This window comes from Bacillus sp. DX3.1 (genome assembly GCF_030292155.1).
Classification (GTDB): Bacteria; Bacillota; Bacilli; order Bacillales; family Bacillaceae_G; genus Bacillus_A.
This window is the reverse complement of the sequence record NZ_CP128153.1, coordinates 4,983,776-5,003,878: the sequence shown is the minus strand read 5'-3', so window position 1 is coordinate 5,003,878 and position 20,103 is coordinate 4,983,776. Positions and strand designations below refer to the sequence as shown.

Here is a 20,103-nt window from a genome sequence, read left to right as displayed (position 1 = left end):
GTTAACTTTTTTTATTTTGTTCAGAAAATCTGAATTGACTGGGATTTTGCAAAGAGATACAATAAGATTCTGGTTGATAAGAACGTTTTTAATCTCGAAAGCGTTTTTACAATATAATATTGTGAAGAAATGAATTGTATATTTATCTCAATACTCTCTAGGGATTGCCCTATACATTTTTAACATGAGTATGAATTATAAGGAGGACTATCCTATGTTTAAAAAATTATTTGGTCTTGGTTCAAAAACAAATGCAGAAACAATCGTAGCTCCATTAACTGGAGAAGTGAAAAATATTGAAGAAGTACCAGATCCAGTATTCGCTGGTCGTATGATGGGTAACGGTGTTGCAATCGTTCCAACTGAAGGTGTAGTAGTATCTCCAGTAGACGGTGAAATCGTACAATTATTCCACACAAAACATGCTGTTGGAATTAAAGCGAAAAACGGTGCAGAGATCTTAATCCATGTTGGTTTAGAAACAGTAACAATGGCGGGCGAAGGTTTCGAAGCGCATGTATCTGAAGGACAAGCTGTAAAGACAGGCGACAAATTAATTTCTTTCGATTTAGAATTAATTCGCGAAAAAGCAAAAAGCACAATTACACCAATCGTTATTACAAATACAGATGCAGCTGAATCTATCGACACAACTGTAGGTATTTCATCTACAAAAGGTACAACAGAAGTAATGAAAGTTACAATGAAATAATTGCTTTTTTAGTAAGGAATCTATTTTGTATGAAATGGATTCCTTATTTTTTATGGAAATTCATCCATGGTAGTAGATTTTTTTTCTAACTGTGTTACTATATTGTAGGCACTTGGAAATAGGGTTTCATATATATATGGATAAAGCGCATTTCTCTTATGAAAAATAAAAGGGAAATGCGCTTTTTGTATGTCCTCATTTCTTTTTTTTCATTGTAACGTACGTTATGATGAATGTAAGACATTCACCATAAGGAGTGGGTTTAGATGAAGCGAGTGTTATTTGTTTGCACAGGAAATACATGTCGCAGCCCAATGGCAGAGGCGTTGCTTCGTCATTATGGGGAAGAGCAATTTGAAGTGAAGTCTGCTGGTGTATTTGCATCCGCTGGAAGCGATGCATCCCTACATGCGAAAGATGCACTAGCAAAAAAGGGGATTTCGATTACACATGCTTCGCAGCAAGTAACGGAGGAAATACTACAGTGGGCTGATACGATATTAACGATGACAGAAAGCCATAAACAGCTTTTACTTCAATATCACCCAAATGCAGGAGAGAAAGTGCATACATTATATGGATTTGTAGAAGGTACAAATAAGGATATTTCAGATCCGTTTGGTGGTTCATTATCCATTTATCAATCGACGATGGCGGAGATGGAAAAACTTGTACAAACTTTACTTAAAAAATATTCAGACGGTTAATGTTTCGTGTATAATACGATATTGGAGATGATCTTGCTCTAACGAGAAAGGGAGTTTCCGGTTTATGTCACAAATCATCAGTGGGGAAAAGATTCCTACTGATAGAAGTTTCACTTATTATTGGAGGGGTTCATAATGAAAGTAGTAGTAGCATCTGACCATGGTGGAATGAATATTCGTAAAGAAATCGTAAGTTTATTAGAAGAATTAAACATTGAATATATTGATTTAGGATGTGAATGTGAAGCGGGTTCTGTTGATTATCCTGACTTTGCATTTCCAGCAGCAGAAATGGTTGCTAGTGGTGAAGTAGACCGTGGTATTTTAATTTGTGGAACAGGCATTGGTATGTCTATTGCGGCAAATAAAGTACACGGTATTCGCTGTGCATTAGTACATGATACATTTAGTGCAAGAGCAACGAGAGAGCATAACGACACGAACATGCTGGCAATGGGCGAGCGTGTAATCGGAGCTGGTTTAGCACGTGACATCGCAAAAATTTGGTTAACAACTGATTATGAAGGCGGACGTCACGAAAACCGTGTAGGTAAAATTAAAACATACGAAGCGAAGTAATAAAGTGGGGGGCATCTCCCACTGATTATTAGCCCTCATCAATCCGGCTTTTACGGGCAGTTTATCCCCCACCTATCTTCTTTGGCTTCCTTAGAATCTTGAGGTGGGGAGGACTACTGCCCGCGAATAGCGGGATAACTGTTAATCGTAATATAATGTGTTGAACCAACCTGTGAAAGGAAGAGGTGTCATGACGGAAATAGTACAAGTGAAAGAGCAGCTACAACAAGCGCTTTCTGATTTTCAAGAGCAAGCTTCTTTACAAAGTGGTCAAGTTTTTGTAGTGGGCTGTAGCACGAGCGAAGTGCTAGGAGAAAGAATTGGAACATCAGGGACGATGGAAGTAGCGGAAGCGATTTTTTCTGAGCTAAAACAATTTCAAGAACAAAATGGTATTGAGCTAGCATTCCAGTGCTGTGAGCATTTAAATCGTGCTTTAGTAGTAGAAAGGGAGACCGCAACGAAGTACCAACTTGAAATTGTAACCGTTACGCCTGTTAGATCAGCAGGTGGTGCGATTGCGACGTATGCATATAACAATTTAAAAGATCCTGTAGTGGTAGAGTTTATAAAAGCAGATGCAGGGATAGATATTGGTGATACGTTTATTGGCATGCACCTTAAACATGTTGCAGTTCCTGTTCGCACGCGTGTGAAAGAGATTGGACATGCACATGTAACAATGGCAAAAACACGTGGTAAGTTGATTGGCGGAGAACGTGCAGTATATGTGTCAGTAGAAGAAACACTTACTTGCAGCTAAAGTAGAGAAGTCCAGTTCGAATCGTTATTCTAGCTGGACTTGATATATGTATATGGTATAAGAGGTATGTTGTCTTACTTCATTAGGAAGAAAAGAAAAAGGTCGATTTCGACCTTTTTTTTCTTTTATGATCTAGAAAGTCATGTTAGAATGTAGTTGAAAACATGAAGGTTCGATAGAATTACAACTGGAATTTTCGCTTTTTCTGGATAAATAAGAAAAAAACGTCGGGAATAGGTGTAATTCGTTCAGAAAAGGGGGATTTTGATGGAGCATTTAAAACGTCAAGATGAGAAGGTATTTGTTGCAATTGAAGCTGAACTAGGAAGACAACGTTCAAAAATTGAACTGATTGCTTCAGAGAACTTCGTAAGTGAAGCTGTAATGGAAGCGCAAGGTTCTGTATTAACAAACAAATATGCAGAAGGTTACCCTGGAAAACGCTACTATGGTGGCTGTGAACATGTGGATGTAGTAGAAGATATCGCTCGTGATCGCGCAAAAGAAATCTTTGGTGCAGAGCATGTGAACGTTCAACCACACTCTGGTGCACAGGCAAACATGGCTGTATACTTCACAATTTTAGAGCATGGCGACACAGTCCTTGGCATGAACTTATCCCACGGTGGTCATTTAACACACGGAAGCCCTGTTAACTTCAGTGGCGTCCAGTATAACTTTGTAGAATATGGCGTAGATGCTGAAACACATCGCATTAACTATGATGATGTATTAGCAAAAGCGAAAGAACATAAACCGAAACTAATTGTTGCAGGTGCTAGTGCATACCCACGCGTGATCGATTTCAAGAAATTCCGTGAAATTGCGGATGAAGTTGGTGCATACTTAATGGTAGATATGGCTCACATTGCAGGTTTAGTTGCAGCGGGCTTACATCCTAACCCAGTACCACATGCACATTTCGTAACAACAACAACTCATAAAACATTACGCGGCCCACGCGGCGGTATGATTTTATGTGAAGAAAAATTTGCAAAGCAAATTGATAAATCAATCTTCCCAGGTATCCAAGGTGGACCATTGATGCACGTTATTGCTGCAAAAGCAGTTGCATTTGGTGAAGCCTTACAAGAAGACTTTAAAACATATGCACAAAATATCATCAATAACGCACACCGTTTAGCAGAAGGTCTTCAAAAAGAAGGACTTACACTTGTTTCTGCCGGAACGGACAACCACCTAATCTTAATCGATGTTCGCAATTTAGAGATTACTGGTAAAGTGGCAGAGCACGTATTAGATGAAGTTGGAATTACAGTAAATAAAAACACAATTCCATTCGAAACAGCAAGCCCATTTGTAACGAGTGGTGTACGTATCGGTACAGCAGCAGTAACGTCTCGTGGCTTCGGCTTAGAAGAAATGGATGAAATTGCAGCAATTATCGCTCATACGTTAAAGAATCATGATAATGAAGTAGCATTAGAAGAAGCGCGTAAGCGTGTAGCTGCACTAACAGATAAATTCCCAATGTATACAAATCTATAATAGGTAGATTGAAAAAGGCTGTTGAAACGTATCGTTTCAGCAGTCTTTTTCTGATAGGCGCGATTTGATAATAAAGTGAAACTTTGAGGTGGGGGTATTACTGCCCGCGAATAGCGGGATAAATCATGCTGACTCATGTATATTGCATGGGAAGGGCATATTACACACCTCATGTATGTATACAAACTATGAATAAACTTTGTATATATCGTGAAGGATACGGTTTCCATAATTGGTAAAGATATTAGGTAGAACGATAACGGATTTGAAACTTTCCCAAATTTGCCCTTGAATATTGGCGACGTTTTCTTTACAATCGTAAATAGTGCAAAACGGCGTGTCCTCACGCATGAATATCATCTGAAGGAGAGATTCACATGGGAAAACTGTATGTATTTGATCACCCGTTAATTCAGCATAAGATTACATATATTCGCGATAAAAATACAGGTACAAAAGAATTTCGTGAATTAGTGGATGAAGTAGCAAGTTTAATGGCATTTGAAATTACACGCGATCTTCCACTTGAAGAAATCGAAATCGAAACGCCTGTAAGCAAAGCGACAACAAAAGTAATCGCTGGTAAAAAACTTGGTTTAATTCCAATTTTACGTGCGGGCTTAGGAATGGTAGACGGGATTCTAAAGTTAATTCCAGCGGCAAAAGTAGGCCATGTTGGTTTATACCGTGACCCGAAAACATTGCAACCTGTAGAATACTATGTGAAACTTCCAACGGATGTAGAAGAACGTGACTTTATCGTACTTGATCCGATGTTAGCAACAGGTGGTTCAGCAGCAGAAGCAATTAACTCTCTGAAAAAGCGCGGTGCGAAACAAATTAAATTAATGTGTATCGTAGCTGCTCCAGAAGGAGTAAAAGTGGTACAAGAAGAGCACCCTGATGTTGATATTTATGTAGCAGCATTAGATGAGAAATTAAATGATCATGGTTATGTTGTTCCTGGTCTTGGCGATGCTGGTGACCGTTTATTTGGAACGAAGTAAGACAACAGACGAGAGGGATTCCCTACTCGTCTGTTTTTTATTCATCCCGCTACTCGTGAGCAGTAAAACCCGATTGGTGCGGGCTACTTCTTAGCGAGGGGTGAAGAAAACCTTCCACAAAGAAAAGTTTCACTTTATGTATAAGGGAGGTAGGGGAGGGGAAGGGTTTTAGATTGATGGGATCCGGGCATGGGATTTTTTGTATATACAACATAACTTGCATATATAACACATATACTATAGATGTCTGATCTCAGTGAAATACTATATTATAGAAGAAAAACGTTATATTTTAAAAATATAATCGTGACAAACTTGTGAACTTTTCCTTCTATTATAAAGAAAAATCTCTTAGAAATTAGACATCTTTCACCAGTATTTTAAAGGGGAACGTTTTCATTTTTGGCAAGAATTGACTAATACTCAAATTTTTTGATTTTTTACGATTTCTCGTTGACACTGCTAATACCCTATTGTATGCTAACAACGGGGATAGATGGTAGGGCTTTCAGTGACAAAATTATATCTATTCCGTGACGAAAAAGTAAACTTTTTGTTTTGTATAGGATTTATGCAATAAAATGAGTTATTATTAACACATCGTGAATGAGGTTTACATATTGGAGGGATGAATCCTTGCAAAAAGACGATCGCAATCCGGTTAAAGCATATGCTTTAATGACGGGAATTTTATCCCAGTTAGTCGGTTCTATTCTTATTGGAATTTTTGGTGGGAAGTGGATTGATAGCAAGGTTGGGACGTTTCCGTTGTTTCTTATTATTGGCTTATTGCTTGGATTAGGAACAGGGATTTATGCAATGGTTCGACTCATTCAACATTATTATTCGGGAGAGCAATGATGATAGACGTACATGGACTTGTTCAAAGACAAAAGAAATATATGTACTACTTGCTTGCACTTTTTGTACTAGGATGGGGATGTACCTCTTACAAGGATGTATTTCTTGGACTGATTATCGGAACGATTTTCAGTTTTCTTAGTTTGCGCATCATTGCACGTAGAACAGACAAGCTCTTAGATCGCGTTACAAATGGAGAAAACGTGAAATTTAAGGCGACCGCTGTTAGTACATATTCGAGATTTGCCACGATAGGGTTATTAATTTTGTTTGCAGCAAAATATCAGCATTTAATTGCGATGTGGAGCTTAGGTGTAGGATTGCTGACAGGATATCTTGTCATGATCATAGATTTTCTTTATTTAGAGTATAAGAGCAGGGAAGAGAGGTGAATTACTAGTGGAACACGGTAAATTAGTTGAATTTCTAGGTTTAACGTTCGATTTGTCCTCAGTCATGATGGTTACTGTTGCAGCACTCATTGTTTTCTTAATCGCTGTTATCGGGACTCGTCGCTTAGCTCTTCGTCCAACAGGAATGCAAAACTTCCTTGAATGGACTCTAGACTTTGCGAAAGGGATTATTAACAGTACGATGGACTGGAAAACAGGCGGACGCTTTTTAACGCTCGGCGTTACGCTGATGATGTTTATCTTCGTATCAAACATGCTCGGTCTACCATTCATGTATTCAACAACTGAGGCTGGTGAACATATTGCATGGTGGAGATCGCCAACGTCTGACCCAGCAGTTACATTAACATTAGCCGTGATGGTAGTTACCCTCACCCATTATTATGGTATTAAGATGAAGGGTACAAAAGAATATTTAAAAGGTTATTTCCAACCTATGAAGTTCTTATTTCCTTTAAAGGTTATTGAGGAATTTGCTAACACATTAACGTTAGGTCTTCGTCTATTCGGTAACATCTATGCTGGTGAGATTTTATTAGGATTACTTGCTAAATTAGGTGGAAGTGGAGCAGTACTTGGAGCATTGGGTGCTGTTGTACCGATGTTAGCGTGGATGGGATTCAGTGTGTTCGTTGGTTCAATCCAAGCGTTTATCTTTACAATGTTAACGATGGTGTACATGGCGCATAAAGTAAGTCATGACCATTAATATACTTTAATAAGTAAGTAAAAAAATTTATTTTTTATAATACAAAGGAGGACATTTCAAATGAGTTTAGGTGTAATCGCAGCTGCAATTGCAATTGGTTTATCAGCACTAGGTGCAGGTATTGGTAACGGTCTTATCGTATCACGTACAATCGAGGGTGTTGCTCGTCAACCAGAATTAAAAGGTCCACTTCAAACAATCATGTTCATCGGGGTTGCATTAGTTGAGGCACTTCCAATTATCGGTGTAGTTATTGCATTCATCGTAATGAACAAATAAGGGATAGCTCCCCTTACATAGATGGCGAAGAGTGTTTTTTGACTTTCTTCGCCATTGCTTTATGAACGAAATATTTGTCTTTTTTTCATATGGTCAATTTAGATATTTGAAGGGAGTGAATCCTTGTGCCAACTTTATTATTAGGAGCTGCCATTCCATTCGGAACGATCGCTTATACATTGTTCGTTTTCCTAATTCTATTAGTAATGCTTCGTAAATTTGCTTGGGGTCCTTTAATGGGAATTATGAAGGAACGTGAAGAGCATGTTTCTAATGAAATCGACGCTGCAGAAAAGAACAACGCAGAGGCGAGAAAATTAGTGGAAGAACAACGTGAAATGTTAAAACAATCACGTGTTGAAGCGCAAGAGTTAATCGAAAGAGCGAAAAAACAAGCTGTAGATCAAAAAGATGTTATTGTTGCTGCTGCAAAAGAAGAAGCAGAATCAATTAAAGCATCTGCTGTACAAGAAATTCAACGCGAAAAAGAGCAAGCAATTGTTGCTCTGCAAGAACAAGTTGCTTCTTTATCTATTCAAATTGCTTCTAAAGTAATTGAAAAAGAATTAAAAGAAGAAGACCAAGTAAAATTAATTCGCGATTATATTAAAGAAGTAGGAGAAGCGCGATGAGCAATGAGATTGTAGCTAAACGTTATGCTGTCGCTCTTTTTCAAATCGCAAAAGAAAAACACGTATTAGAAATGTTTGAAGAAGAATTGCGACTTGTACAAAACGTTTTTGTAAAGAACGGAGAACTACATAGCTTTTTAACACAACCAAACATTTCAAAGGAACAGAAAAAAACATTTCTTTCTAACGTGTTTTCTTCTATTTCTGAATCGATTTTAAATACGTTATACATTTTAGTGGATAACAAGCGTATCGAAATATTACCTGAAATTGCAAATGAATATGTTGCTCTTGCAAATGAAGAGCGTAACGTAGCAGACGCGACTGTATATTCGATTCGTCTTCTATCTGAAGAGGAAAAGCTTAGCATCGCAGAAGCATTCGCAAAGAGAACGGGAAAAGATGCAATTCGCATAAAAAATGTTGTAGATGAAGATTTACTAGGCGGCATTAAAGTCCGCATTGGAAATCGCATTTATGATGGAAGTTTACAAGGAAAGTTAGCACGTATTCAGCGTGAACTTATGAAGAATAGATAGGGGTGAAGCACATGAGCATCAGAGCTGAAGAAATTAGCGCACTGATAAAGCAACAAATCGAAAACTATCAGTCTGAAATCGAAGTTAGCGATGTTGGTACAGTTATCCAAGTCGGTGACGGTATCGCACGTGCTCATGGTCTTGATAACGTTATGGCTGGTGAACTTGTAGAGTTCGCTAACGGCGTTATGGGACTAGCACAAAACTTAGAGGAAAATAATGTAGGTATTATTATTTTAGGACCTTACACAGAAATTCGTGAAGGTGATGAAGTTCGTCGTACAGGCCGCATCATGCAAGTGCCAGTAGGGAAAGAACTAATCGGCCGTGTTGTAAACCCATTAGGTCAACCAGTAGATGGTTTAGGCCCAATTAATACAACAAACACTCGTCCAATTGAAAGCCCGGCACCAGGTGTAATGGATCGTAAATCTGTGCATGAGCCACTTCAAACAGGTATTAAAGCGATTGACGCACTTGTACCAATTGGTCGTGGTCAACGTGAGTTAATCATCGGTGACCGCCAAACAGGTAAAACAGCAGTTGCACTTGATACAATCTTAAATCAAAAAGATGAAGATATGGTTTGTATCTACGTTGCAATTGGACAAAAAGAATCTACAGTACGTAACGTAGTAGAAACACTACGTAAGCATGGTGCATTAGAGTACACAATCGTTGTAACAGCATCAGCTTCTCAACCAGCTCCATTATTATACTTAGCTCCTTACGCTGGTGTAACAATGGGTGAAGAATTCATGTACAACGGTAAACACGTATTAGTAGTATATGATGACTTATCGAAACAAGCAGCTGCTTATCGTGAATTGTCATTACTATTACGTCGTCCTCCAGGTCGTGAAGCGTATCCAGGGGATGTATTCTACTTACATTCTCGTTTACTAGAGCGTGCAGCAAAATTAAGTGATGCAAAAGGCGGCGGTTCTTTAACAGCGTTACCTTTCATCGAAACACAAGCAGGGGACGTATCAGCTTACATCCCAACAAACGTAATTTCTATCACAGATGGACAAATCTTCTTACAATCTGATTTATTCTTCTCTGGTGTACGTCCAGCGATTGATGCAGGTACTTCAGTATCTCGTGTTGGTGGATCTGCTCAGATTAAAGCGATGAGTAAAGTATCAGGTACACTTCGTCTTGACCTTGCATCTTATCGTGAGTTAGAAGCGTTCGCTCAGTTCGGTTCTGACCTTGATAAAGCAACACAAGCGAAATTAAACCGTGGTGCGCGTACAGTTGAAGTATTAAAACAAGGATTACACAAACCGTTACGAGTAGAGAAACAAGTTATGGTTCTTTACGCTCTAACACGTGGATTCCTAGATGATATCCCAGTAGCAGATATCACTCGTTTTGAAGAAGAATTCCATGCTTGGTTAGATTCAAATGCAGCTGAGCTATTAAGCGAAATTCGCACAACAAAGAAACTTGCGGATGACGAAAAGTTTGCTGCAGCAATCAATGGCTTCAAAAAAGTCTTTGTAGCTTCTGAAGCATAAAAAAAGTGGAGGTGGCTTATAGCCGCTGAAGCTAGATTATATAAAAAGGCAACTCTTACAGGAATTGCTAACGGTTATGTAGAGGAAAAGAGTAGGTGCACCTATTCTTTTCCTTCAATCATGAGCAAGAGTATCTTGCAATGTAGATTAGGAAGATGAACCAATTGGGCTCTTACTAATCGTGCCAACTTCCGGAAAAAAGGTGGTGAAAACCTGTGGCATCTTTACGCGATATAAAAGCGAAAATTAACTCGACAAAGAAAACGAGCCAAATTACGAAAGCGATGGAGATGGTATCTGCATCGAAGTTAAGTCGTGCAGAGCAAAATGCTAAATCTTTCGTTCCGTATATGGAAAAGATTCAAGAAGTAGTAGCGAGCATTGCGCGAGGTAGCAAAGGGATTAATCATCCGATGCTAACGGCACGTCCTGTGAAGCGAACAGGATATATCGTTATTACGTCTGATCGCGGACTAGCAGGTGGTTATAACAGTAACGTTTTACGTACAGTGAGTAACGTAATTCGTGAACGTCACAACATGGATTCAAACCAATATTCAATTATTGTGCTTGGACGACTAGGTCGTGATTACTTAAAACGTCGTGGCTTTAACATCATTGATGAAGTAGTTGGACTTTCTGACCACCCATCATTTACAGATATTAAAGATCTTGCTTCTCGAGCAATTGCGATGTTTGCAGATGGTGCTTATGATGAGCTGTATATTTACTACAACCATTTTGTAAGTAAAATTTCACAAGAAGTGACGGAAAATAAAATTTTACCGCTTACGGAAGTGACGTCTGATAAACCGACGACAGCATATGAATTTGAACCTTCAGAAGAAGATATTTTAAAAGTATTATTGCCACAATACGCAGAAAGCTTAGTGTACGGTGCATTACTAGATGGTAAAGCAAGTGAACACGCGGCGCGTATGACAGCAATGAAAAGTGCTACAGACAACGCGATGGAAGTTATCGATACACTTACACTTTCATTCAACCGTGCTCGACAAGCAGCGATTACGCAAGAAATTACGGAAATCGTTGGTGGCGCAGCAGCGTTAGAATAAAAAGCGAAAGCGGTTCATTCAGAATGGGAGAGGGATGGAGCTTTTGACGTAGAGGCGTTCTTTGCCTCGCAGGAAAAAGCGAAGCCACCGAGCATTCTAACCGCTGGAGCTAGATTCAATAAAAAGCGGAAGCGGCTCCTTCAGAAGAGTCGCCAAAGCTACACTAATAAAAAAATGAAAGCCGACTCTCATAGAAAGCTGGCTAATTTAAAGAAAGCTAGGAGGGAACCCGATGAATAAAGGGCGCGTTACGCAAATCATGGGTCCGGTTGTAGACGTTAAGTTTGATGGCGGAAAGCTACCAGAAATCTACAATGCCCTTACGGTACAACAACGCAATGAAAACGGAACAAGTATTAACCTAACATTTGAAGTTGCACTTCACTTAGGTGATGACACAGTTCGTACAGTTGCGATGTCTTCCACAGACGGACTTGTTCGTGGTACAGAAGTAGAAGATACTGGTAAAGCAATTTCCGTTCCAGTTGGTGATGTAACACTTGGTCGTGTATTCAACGTATTAGGTGATGCGATTGACTTAGATGGTGAGATTCCAGCGGATGTACGCCGTGATCCAATTCACCGTCTTGCACCTCAATTCGAAGAATTATCTACAAAAGTAGAAATTCTTGAAACTGGTATTAAAGTAGTAGATTTACTTGCACCATACATTAAAGGTGGTAAAATCGGTCTATTCGGTGGAGCCGGTGTAGGTAAAACGGTATTAATTCAGGAATTAATTAATAACATCGCACAAGAACACGGTGGTATCTCTGTATTCGCTGGTGTAGGTGAGCGTACTCGTGAGGGTAACGATTTATACCACGAAATGAGCGATTCTGGCGTAATCAAGAAAACAGCGATGGTCTTCGGACAAATGAACGAGCCACCTGGAGCACGTCAACGTGTTGCATTAACAGGTTTAACAATGGCTGAGCATTTCCGTGATGAGCAAGGACAAGACGTACTATTGTTCATCGATAACATCTTCCGTTTCACACAAGCTGGTTCTGAAGTATCTGCCCTTCTTGGTCGTATGCCATCTGCGGTAGGTTACCAACCAACGCTTGCAACAGAAATGGGTCAATTACAAGAGCGTATTACATCAACAAATAAAGGGTCTATCACGTCTATCCAAGCGGTATATGTACCAGCCGATGACTACACTGACCCAGCACCAGCAACAACGTTTGCTCACTTAGATGCAACAACAAACTTAGAGCGTCGTTTAACACAAATGGGTATTTACCCAGCGGTAGACCCATTAGCTTCGACATCTCGTGCACTTTCTCCAGAAATCGTAGGAGAAGAGCATTATGAAGTAGCTCGTCAAGTACAGCAAACATTACAGCGTTACAAAGAGCTTCAAGATATTATCGCTATCTTAGGTATGGATGAAATCTCTGAAGAAGATAAGTTAATTGTACAACGTGCTCGTCGTATTCAATTCTTCTTATCACAAAACTTCCACGTGGCAGAGCAATTTACAGGTCAAAAGGGATCTTACGTACCTGTAAAAGAAACGGTTCGTGGTTTCAAAGAAATTCTAGAAGGAAAATATGATGACCTTCCAGAAGATGCATTCCGCCTTGTTGGTAGTATTGAAGAAGTTATTGAAAATGCGAAGAAAATGATGGCGTAAGGCCTTAGGAGGGACGCATTATGAAGACATTTCCAGTCAGTATTGTAACTCCTGATGGACCGGTTTACGAAAAAGAAGTAGAAATGGTAAGCGTGAAAGCAGAAAGTGGGGAAATGGGGATCTTACCAGGTCACATTCCAACTGTTGCACCGCTGAAAATTAGTGCGGTTCGTTTGAAAAATGGCGGTCACACTGATTATGTAGCAGTAAGCGGTGGCTTTATCGAAGTTCGTCCAGATAAAGTAACAGTATTGGCATCATCTGCTGAAGAAGCAAACCATATCGATATTCATCGTGCAAATGAAGCGAAGCGCCGTGCTGAGCAGCGTATGCAAGATAAACAAGTACATGTTGACTTCAAACGTGCAGAGCTGGCGCTGCAGCGTGCGGTAAACCGTTTGAACGTTTCCGATATGAAATAAGAAAATCCGTAAAGGTCCATTCCTTTACGGATTTTTTTTATTATTTTTTAGTAATTATGTACATAAAATCTTATATTTTCCAAAAAAATGATTCGAAATGTTATAATTGCATGATTACTATATTCATAAGTTGTTATGAATATAGTAATCATACAAATTCTATTCATAAAGGAGATGAAGAAATTGATTGGTGAAATGAAACGGGAAGCATTAGAATCTTTAAAAGGAAGATGGGGGCTGGGTGTTGGTGCAACACTCTTATATTATATTTTGTCGTATGTTATTACGTTTGCCCTGGCCCTTATTTTTGTACTTTTTAGTTTAGCAGTAGGCGGATTTGCAGATGGAATTAAAGGTGTATTTTATGAGGAATTTTTTTCAGTTGGTGCTCTTTTAGTTTTTCTATTGCTTTATGTTGCTTTTATAGTGGTTATGTTTGCCTCACAAGGTATTACATATTATGGATATAGCAATACTGTTTTACAGTTAAGTAGAAGAAGTAATGTTACAATAGATTCCGTATTTGAAGGATTTCGCGGTTTTAAAAGAATGATGACTACTATGAAAGCGATGATTTTAATGCTTCTCTATTCAGGAGTATGGATTCCTTTCCTAGTGACGGTTATATTTATAATTATATTTTCAGTCCTTGGATCGGATGGTTATGCGGTATTCTTAATTGCATACTTTGTTCTAGTATTTATTTCAATTATTTATATAATTATTGGGTCTTTTTCCTACGCGATGACATTTTTTGTGTTAATCGATCATCCAGAGTATCCAGTTTTACAAGCAATGAAAGAAAGTAAAACCATGATGAAAGGACATAAAATGGATTTGTTTCTTTTATGGCTTAGCTTTATCGGATGGTGTGTGCTAGCGGTGTTTACTTTAGGCTTCGGATTTTTATGGGTTTTACCATATATGTATACTACAACCGCGCACTTTTATCAGCATGTATCAGGGAATGAATCATATTAAGAATATATGGAAAACGGGGTGCATAATAGTTATATGCATCCCGTTTTTTTTAGGAATATAAGATGCTAGGGGCATGTTATACTAATATAAATTATGGATTAGGAGGACTTGTATGATTAGTGAATTAAAAAGAAGAGCACTTGATGCATTGAAAGGGAAATGGGGACTAGCAGTAGGTACTACATTACTTATTGCCATTCTTGTCTCTGCTTGTAGAGTCGGTATTACATTTCCTTTCGCAACAGCTTGGGGATGGGAGGAAGCAAAAGAATCGCTTTCAGTGGATATTGTCGCAATGCTTATTATCGGGCCATTAACTTTAGGGGCCAATTATCTTGCTTTGCATGCGGTTCGTGAAAAAGAGGTTCGTATTGGGCAGCTATTTAAATGGTTTACAGATGGAAATAAATTCATAAAATCATTTTTAGTATACTTACTAGTATACATCTATCTTGCTTTATGGACATTGCTACTTATTATTCCAGGAATTATTAAATCATTTTCTTATTCCATGACATACTTTATTTTAAACGATCATCCAGAGTATTCAATGAATCAAGCGATTACTGAAAGTCGTCGTATGATGGATGGACATAAAATGGATTATTTCTTATTATGTTTAAGTTTTATTGGATGGTTTTTACTAAGTGTGATTACTTTAGGAATCGGTTTCTTATGGTTAGCACCATATTTTTATACAACAACAGCGGCATTTTATGAAGAAATTTCAAAGAATTATTACAAAAAGGAAGATCCTTCTTTCTAAAAAACACCAAGCATAAACATTAATTGTTTAGAGTGACCCAATAAAGTGAGACAAGGATAAAACATCCCCCACTGTCGTATGTAGATGTAACGACCAGTTGGAGGTGTTTTTCTATGGGGAAAAAGGGAATTTTTATCCAGAATCTGTAAATAAGAAAGTGATTGAATTGAAGTTGTTCTGTCGTTTCAATTCCTTCTGCAACGACGGGGAGCTGTAGCATACTGGCAAAGGAAAGAATCGTTAAAACAATAGCTTTTTCTTCAGCACGATATTCTACCATTTGTATAAATTCTCTTAGTATTTTTTTATGTATTAACCGAGAAATGAAGAATAACTTATGCCGAAGTTATCAATAGATATTTGAATTCTATGTTTCTTTAATTGTTTAAGTTTTGACACGGTTTCTTTTTCCCAATATATCGACATAAGAATTTGAAGTTTGGTATAATAAGTATAGTTGTATTATTTAGAAAAATTAAAAAAATAATAAATAATGCAAATGAATCATATTGTTTACTAAGTGAACTTGTTCTTATTAAGGGGGGAGGGTTTCACAGTGGCAAATGTATATGAAAATAGTTATATGATTGTTGGCATCTTTCTACTAGTGGGTATATTGCTGCCGGTAGTAGCTCTTACATTAGGAAAACTGTTGCGCCCATATAAACCGAGTGCAGCAAAAGAAACGACGTACGAAAGCGGAATTGAACCATATCATGATGCAAATGTTCGTTTTCATGCTCGTTACTACATTTTTGCATTGCTGTTTGTCATTTTTGATGTAGAAACCGTATTTTTATATCCGTGGGCTGTCGCATATGACAAGCTTGGTTTGTTCGCGCTTGTTGAAATGTTAATCTTTGTTATTATGCTGCTTATTGGTCTGGCATATGCTTGGAAGAAGAAGGTGTTACAATGGCTATAAATTTTGAAGATTTACACCCAGGGGAGCGTGCGGAACTAGAGAGAAATATCTTTTTTACAACACTGGAACAGGTAAAGGGATGGGCGCGTAGCAATTCTTTATGGCCAATGACATTTGGACTTGCATGCTGCGCCATTGAAATGATGGGAGTTGGCTCATCGCATTATGATCTAGACCGATTTGGGTCATTCTTTCGCACATCACCGAGACAATCCGATGTCATGATTGTTTCTGGGACAGTAACGAAGAAAATGGCACCGATTGTTCGTCGTTTATACGATCAAATGCCGGAACCGAAATGGGTAATTGCGATGGGATCCTGTGCGACAGCTGGTGGTCCGTATGTGAACTCCTATGCTGTTGTTAAAGGAGTGGACCAAATTGTACCGGTAGACGTATACATTCCAGGTTGCCCACCGAACCCAGCTGCTTTAATTTACGGGATTAATAAATTAAAAGAGAAAATTCGTTACGAAGCAAAGACTGGAAAGCAGGTGACGAATAGATGAGCGATCCAAATAAAGATATAGAAAATATGAAAAAAGAAGCTGCAAGACATGCGAAGGAAGAAGCACGGAAACGACTCGCGGCAAAGAATGAAGCAGAAATGTCCGATGTACAAGAAGAAAAAGAGAAAGCGCTACCAAAAGATGGCGAGGTAAATATAGAGGAAGCAAAACGCCGTGCTGCAGAGGAAGCAAAGGCAAGAGCGAAAGAACTAGCGGCACAAAAGGAAATAAATCGTGGCGCAGCTTCTGATGAAGAAAAAGCAAAGGCAAAAGCCGCGGCGGCAGCCAAAGCAAAAGCAGCAGCGCTAGCGAAGCAGAAGGGGACAGAAGGCGGAGCAGTATCGGATGAAGAAAAGGCAAAAGCAAAAGCGAAAGCCGCGGCAGCAGCCAAAGCAAAGGCAGCAGCGTTAGCGAGGCAAAAGGCGACAGAAGGCGGAGCAGTATCGGATGAAGAAAAGGCAAAAGCGAAAGCGAAAGCCGCGGCAGCAGCCAAAGCAAAAGCAGCAGCGTTAGCGAAGCAGAAGGGGACAGAAGGCGGAGCGGTATCGGATGAAGACAAAGCAAAGGCAAAAGCGAAAGCCGCGGCAGCAGCCAAAGAGAAAGCAGCAGCGTTAGCGAAGCAGAAGGCGGCAGAAGGCGGAGCAGTATCAGATGAAGAAAAGGCAAAAGCGAAAGCCGCGGCAGCAGCCAAAGCAAAGGCAGCAGCGTTAGCGAGGCAAAAGGCGACAGAAGGCGGAGCAGTATCGGATGAAGAAAAGGAAAAAGCGAAAGCGAAAGCCGTGGCAGCAGCGAAAGCAAAAGCAGCAGCGCTAGCGAAGCAGAAGGGAACAGAAGGCGGAGCAGCATCGGATGAAGAAAAGGCCAAGGCAATCGCAGCGGCCAAAGCGAAAGCTGCAGCTGCAGCAAAGGCAAGAGGGGCCGGGGTAAAGAAGGAGGAAGAACCAAAAGTAGAAGAGCCGTCACAGAACCAGCCCTATTTAGATACGTACTTGAAGATTGTAAAGGAGAAAATGGGCGAACATTCGCTAGCAGATTACTATATTAATAACCTTTCAAAGGATGTACCAACGCTTGTTATCAAGCTGGAGCATTATTATGAGGTAATGGAATTATTGCGAAATCATGAAGGACTGGCTTTTGACTATATGTCGGAGCTTCATGCGACGGATTTTGTAACACATATGGAAGTGTATGTTCATTTGTTTTCATATGTAAAGAAGCAGTCTGTAGCAGTGAAGGTGAAGTTGGATCGTGAAACGCCGAAAGTACCGTCGATTGCATCGCTATGGAACGGAGCCAATTGGCCGGAGCGTGAAGCGTACGATTTGCTTGGTGTTGTATTTGAAGGACATCCAGATTTAACGCGTATTTTAATGCCAGAAGATTGGGTTGGTTATCCGCTTCGGAAAGATTACGAGCCATTGGATGTGGAGGTGTAGCAAATATGATTCGTACAGAAGAAATGTTGTTAAACGTAGGACCGCAGCATCCGAGTACGCACGGTGTATTTCGACTTATTATTAAAATCGATGGAGAAATCATTAAGGAAGCTACACCTGTCATTGGTTATTTACACCGGGGAACGGAGAAGATTGCAGAGAGTTTGCAGTATACGCAAATTATCCCGTATACAGATCGAATGGACTATTTATCGGCGATGACTAATAACTATGTCATCTGTCACGCAGTCGAGACGATGATGGGTCTGGAGATTCCAGAGCGTGCGGAATATTTGCGGGTTCTAGCGATGGAACTTGGCCGCGTTGCAAGTCATCTTGTTTGGTGGGGAACAAACTTGCTTGATATCGGGGCCGTTAGCCCGTTTCTATATGCATTCCGGGAGCGGGAGATGATTATTAACTTGCTAAATGAATTGTGCGGCGCGCGGCTTACGTTCAACTATATGCGGGTGGGCGGCGTGAAATGGGATGCACCGGACGGCTGGATTGAAAAGGTCCGTGAGTTTGTCCCTTATATGAGAGAGCAACTGCAAGGCTATCACGATCTTGTGAGCGGGAATGAAATCTTCTTACATCGTGTGAAAGGTGTGGGAACGTATAGTGCGGAAGACGCCCTTTCTTATTCGCTGAGCGGAGCGAATTTACGCTGCACGGGTGTAAAGTGGGATCTTCGTAAGGATGAACCGTATTCCATTTATGATCGTTTTGATTTTGATATTCCGGTAGGTAAAGAAGGAGATGCTTGGGACCGTTACGTTTGCCGCATGGAGGAAATTGAGGAATCCCTGAAAATTATCGAACAAGCTGCCCAGCAGTTTCCGGCAGACGGACCGACGATGGCAAAGGTGCCGAAAATTATTAAGGTGCCAAAGGGCGAGGCCTTTGTCCGCATTGAGTCACCACGCGGAGAAATCGGTTGCTATATTGCTAGTGAAGGGAAGAAAGAGCCGTATCGTTTGAAATTCCGCAGACCGTCTTTTTACAACTTGCAGATTTTACCGAAGCTTTTGAAAGGCGAAAATATCGCGAACTTAATTACGATTTTAGGTGGCGTTGATATTGTACTTGGGGAGGTTGATGGGTGATGATACAGCACCTCTTAGAGTCACCGGCAGGTTGGACGAATTTTCTTATCTTTTTTGGGTTAGCAGTTTTGCTCCTGTTTGCTGTTCTTGGTTTTGTTACATACGGGATTTTAGCAGAGCGGAAAGTGATGGGATTTATGCAAGGCCGGATTGGTCCGAACCAGGTTGGTGGACGATTCGGTTTACTGCAAACCGTAGCTGATGTGTTAAAGCTGTTATTAAAAGAGGATAGCATTCCGAAGGCTGCGGATAAGCCGCTGTTTATATTAGCACCTGTCATCGCATTTGCCCCAGCCTTTATGGTGCTCGCAGTGATTCCGTTTACGGATAAGTTTCAGTTTGCTGATATTGGAGTGGGACTTCTTTATTATATTGCCATTTCAGGTATTACAACGATTGGTGTTGTGACCGGGGGCTGGGCATCAAACAATAAATATTCGTTATTAGGCGGAATGCGTGCTGCGGCGCAGATGATTTCCTACGAGATTCCGCTCGTGATGAGCGTAATTGGTGTCGTTTTGTTAGCGGGTAGTCTGAACTTAAATGAAATTGTACAGTCTCAAGAGAAGATTTGGTACATCTTTGCGCAGCCAGTTGGGTTTGTCATTTTCTTAATTGCTGCTGTAGCGGAGTTAAACCGGACGCCGTTTGATTTGCCGGAAGCAGAATCGGAGCTTGTCTCTGGCTACCATACGGAATACTCGGGTTTCCGCTGGGCGTTCTTTATGCTTTCTGAATACGTGTACTTCTTTGGAATGGCTTCGCTTATAACGGTGTTGTTTTTAGGAGGGTGGCAGCCGATTCCGTTCCTTGGCTTTATTCCCGGTGCCGTTTGGTTTGCATTAAAGTTCAGCAGCGTTGTTTTTCTATTAATTTGGTTTCGCGTGACGTTCCCGCGTATGCGAGGCGACCAATTGATGGAGTTTGGCTGGAAGGTACTATTGCCAATCGCGCTTGCAAACATTTTCTTAACGGCATTGATTAAGGAGTTGTTCTTCTAATCT

Annotated in this window: 24 protein-coding genes and 1 pseudogene; 24 read left to right on the top strand and 1 reads right to left on the bottom strand. The window is 40.0% G+C overall.

The genetic code is table 11. The annotated features are described in order from the left end of the window. Positions 1 to 214: 214 nt before the first annotated feature. From QRE67_RS25110 to QRE67_RS25020, 19 genes are all read left to right on the top strand, one after another. Positions 215 to 712: a PTS sugar transporter subunit IIA gene (locus QRE67_RS25110; RefSeq protein WP_286122863.1), complete on the top strand. Its 498-nt coding sequence runs from the start codon at positions 215 to 217 to the stop codon at positions 710 to 712. 266 nt (positions 713 to 978) lie between these two features. Next, positions 979 to 1,419 carry a low molecular weight protein arginine phosphatase gene (locus QRE67_RS25105; RefSeq protein WP_286122862.1) on the top strand — a complete coding sequence of 147 codons (441 nt, stop codon included), beginning with the start codon at positions 979 to 981 and terminating at the stop codon, positions 1,417 to 1,419. Between the two features lie 135 nt (positions 1,420 to 1,554). After that, the gene (gene rpiB / locus QRE67_RS25100) at positions 1,555 to 1,998 is read left to right on the top strand and encodes a ribose 5-phosphate isomerase B (RefSeq protein ID WP_286122861.1); all 444 of its coding nucleotides are present in this window, start codon (positions 1,555 to 1,557) and stop codon (positions 1,996 to 1,998) included. Positions 1,999 to 2,188: 190 nt separating this feature from the next. After that, complete coding sequence (locus QRE67_RS25095) at positions 2,189 to 2,761, top strand: TIGR01440 family protein (protein ID WP_286122860.1); 573 nt, start codon at positions 2,189 to 2,191, stop codon at positions 2,759 to 2,761. A gap of 267 nt (positions 2,762 to 3,028) precedes the next feature. After that, the gene (glyA, locus tag QRE67_RS25090) at positions 3,029 to 4,270 is read left to right on the top strand and encodes a serine hydroxymethyltransferase (protein ID WP_286122859.1); all 1,242 of its coding nucleotides are present in this window, start codon (positions 3,029 to 3,031) and stop codon (positions 4,268 to 4,270) included. Between the two features lie 377 nt (positions 4,271 to 4,647). Next, complete coding sequence (upp, locus tag QRE67_RS25085; RefSeq protein WP_286122858.1) at positions 4,648 to 5,277, top strand: uracil phosphoribosyltransferase; 630 nt, start codon at positions 4,648 to 4,650, stop codon at positions 5,275 to 5,277. A 496-nt stretch (positions 5,278 to 5,773) separates the two neighbouring features. Beyond that, on the top strand, positions 5,774 to 5,857 hold the full coding sequence (locus QRE67_RS25080) for a DUF4024 domain-containing protein (RefSeq protein ID WP_286125376.1): 84 nt from the start codon (positions 5,774 to 5,776) through the stop codon (positions 5,855 to 5,857). Between the two features lie 56 nt (positions 5,858 to 5,913). Further along, on the top strand, positions 5,914 to 6,138 hold the full coding sequence (locus tag QRE67_RS25075) for an AtpZ/AtpI family protein (RefSeq protein ID WP_286122857.1): 225 nt from the start codon (positions 5,914 to 5,916) through the stop codon (positions 6,136 to 6,138). Continuing rightward, on the top strand, positions 6,138 to 6,530 hold the full coding sequence (locus QRE67_RS25070; RefSeq protein WP_286122856.1) for an ATP synthase subunit I: 393 nt from the start codon (positions 6,138 to 6,140) through the stop codon (positions 6,528 to 6,530). The genes QRE67_RS25075 and QRE67_RS25070 overlap by 1 nt, the downstream gene beginning before the upstream one ends. Before the next feature lie 7 nt (positions 6,531 to 6,537). Then, positions 6,538 to 7,260 carry a F0F1 ATP synthase subunit A gene (gene atpB / locus QRE67_RS25065; protein WP_286122855.1) on the top strand — a complete coding sequence of 241 codons (723 nt, stop codon included), beginning with the start codon at positions 6,538 to 6,540 and terminating at the stop codon, positions 7,258 to 7,260. A gap of 60 nt (positions 7,261 to 7,320) precedes the next feature. Beyond that, the gene (atpE, locus tag QRE67_RS25060; RefSeq protein ID WP_286122854.1) at positions 7,321 to 7,539 is read left to right on the top strand and encodes a F0F1 ATP synthase subunit C; all 219 of its coding nucleotides are present in this window, start codon (positions 7,321 to 7,323) and stop codon (positions 7,537 to 7,539) included. A gap of 125 nt (positions 7,540 to 7,664) precedes the next feature. Then, complete coding sequence (gene atpF, locus QRE67_RS25055; protein WP_286122853.1) at positions 7,665 to 8,171, top strand: F0F1 ATP synthase subunit B; 507 nt, start codon at positions 7,665 to 7,667, stop codon at positions 8,169 to 8,171. Continuing rightward, positions 8,168 to 8,710 (top strand): F0F1 ATP synthase subunit delta, encoded by a 543-nt coding sequence (locus QRE67_RS25050; protein ID WP_286122852.1) that lies wholly within the window; start codon positions 8,168 to 8,170, stop codon positions 8,708 to 8,710. The genes atpF and QRE67_RS25050 overlap by 4 nt, the downstream gene beginning before the upstream one ends. A gap of 11 nt (positions 8,711 to 8,721) precedes the next feature. Continuing rightward, a complete protein-coding gene (gene atpA / locus QRE67_RS25045; protein WP_286122851.1) occupies positions 8,722 to 10,233 on the top strand; it encodes a F0F1 ATP synthase subunit alpha in 1,512 nt (503 codons plus the stop codon). 215 nt (positions 10,234 to 10,448) lie between these two features. Further along, complete coding sequence (gene atpG / locus QRE67_RS25040) at positions 10,449 to 11,309, top strand: F0F1 ATP synthase subunit gamma (RefSeq protein ID WP_286122850.1); 861 nt, start codon at positions 10,449 to 10,451, stop codon at positions 11,307 to 11,309. A gap of 232 nt (positions 11,310 to 11,541) precedes the next feature. Further along, positions 11,542 to 12,951, top strand: a complete 1,410-nt coding sequence (atpD, locus tag QRE67_RS25035) for a F0F1 ATP synthase subunit beta (RefSeq protein WP_286122849.1) — start codon at positions 11,542 to 11,544, stop codon at positions 12,949 to 12,951. 20 nt (positions 12,952 to 12,971) lie between these two features. Further along, the gene (gene atpC, locus QRE67_RS25030; protein ID WP_286122848.1) at positions 12,972 to 13,373 is read left to right on the top strand and encodes a F0F1 ATP synthase subunit epsilon; all 402 of its coding nucleotides are present in this window, start codon (positions 12,972 to 12,974) and stop codon (positions 13,371 to 13,373) included. Positions 13,374 to 13,556: 183 nt separating this feature from the next. Next, entirely contained in the window at positions 13,557 to 14,354 is a 798-nt protein-coding gene (locus QRE67_RS25025) for a DUF975 family protein (protein WP_286122847.1), read from the top strand. Between the two features lie 112 nt (positions 14,355 to 14,466). Next, the gene (locus QRE67_RS25020) at positions 14,467 to 15,120 is read left to right on the top strand and encodes a DUF975 family protein (RefSeq protein WP_286122846.1); all 654 of its coding nucleotides are present in this window, start codon (positions 14,467 to 14,469) and stop codon (positions 15,118 to 15,120) included. A gap of 163 nt (positions 15,121 to 15,283) precedes the next feature. On the opposite strand, the pseudogene QRE67_RS28955 reads toward QRE67_RS25020, so the two are convergent. Further along, a pseudogene (locus tag QRE67_RS28955) lies at positions 15,284 to 15,531 on the bottom strand (EAL domain-containing protein); the annotation flags it as partial. A 145-nt stretch (positions 15,532 to 15,676) separates the two neighbouring features. Between QRE67_RS28955 and QRE67_RS25010 the strand changes: the two are divergent. From QRE67_RS25010 to nuoH, 5 genes are read left to right on the top strand one after another with little or no spacing between them, the layout of a single operon-like run. Further along, positions 15,677 to 16,045: an NADH-quinone oxidoreductase subunit A gene (locus QRE67_RS25010; protein ID WP_286122844.1), complete on the top strand. Its 369-nt coding sequence runs from the start codon at positions 15,677 to 15,679 to the stop codon at positions 16,043 to 16,045. Further along, positions 16,036 to 16,554 carry an NADH-quinone oxidoreductase subunit NuoB gene (nuoB, locus tag QRE67_RS25005; protein WP_286122843.1) on the top strand — a complete coding sequence of 173 codons (519 nt, stop codon included), beginning with the start codon at positions 16,036 to 16,038 and terminating at the stop codon, positions 16,552 to 16,554. The genes QRE67_RS25010 and nuoB overlap by 10 nt, the downstream gene beginning before the upstream one ends. Then, complete coding sequence (locus tag QRE67_RS25000) at positions 16,551 to 17,993, top strand: NADH-quinone oxidoreductase subunit C (RefSeq protein WP_286122842.1); 1,443 nt, start codon at positions 16,551 to 16,553, stop codon at positions 17,991 to 17,993. Before nuoB ends, QRE67_RS25000 begins: the two co-directional genes overlap by 4 nt. A gap of 5 nt (positions 17,994 to 17,998) precedes the next feature. Continuing rightward, a complete protein-coding gene (gene nuoD, locus QRE67_RS24995; RefSeq protein ID WP_286122841.1) occupies positions 17,999 to 19,099 on the top strand; it encodes an NADH-quinone oxidoreductase subunit NuoD in 1,101 nt (366 codons plus the stop codon). Further along, complete coding sequence (gene nuoH / locus QRE67_RS24990) at positions 19,099 to 20,100, top strand: NADH-quinone oxidoreductase subunit NuoH (protein ID WP_286122840.1); 1,002 nt, start codon at positions 19,099 to 19,101, stop codon at positions 20,098 to 20,100. Before nuoD ends, nuoH begins: the two co-directional genes overlap by 1 nt. Positions 20,101 to 20,103: the final 3 nt, after the last annotated feature.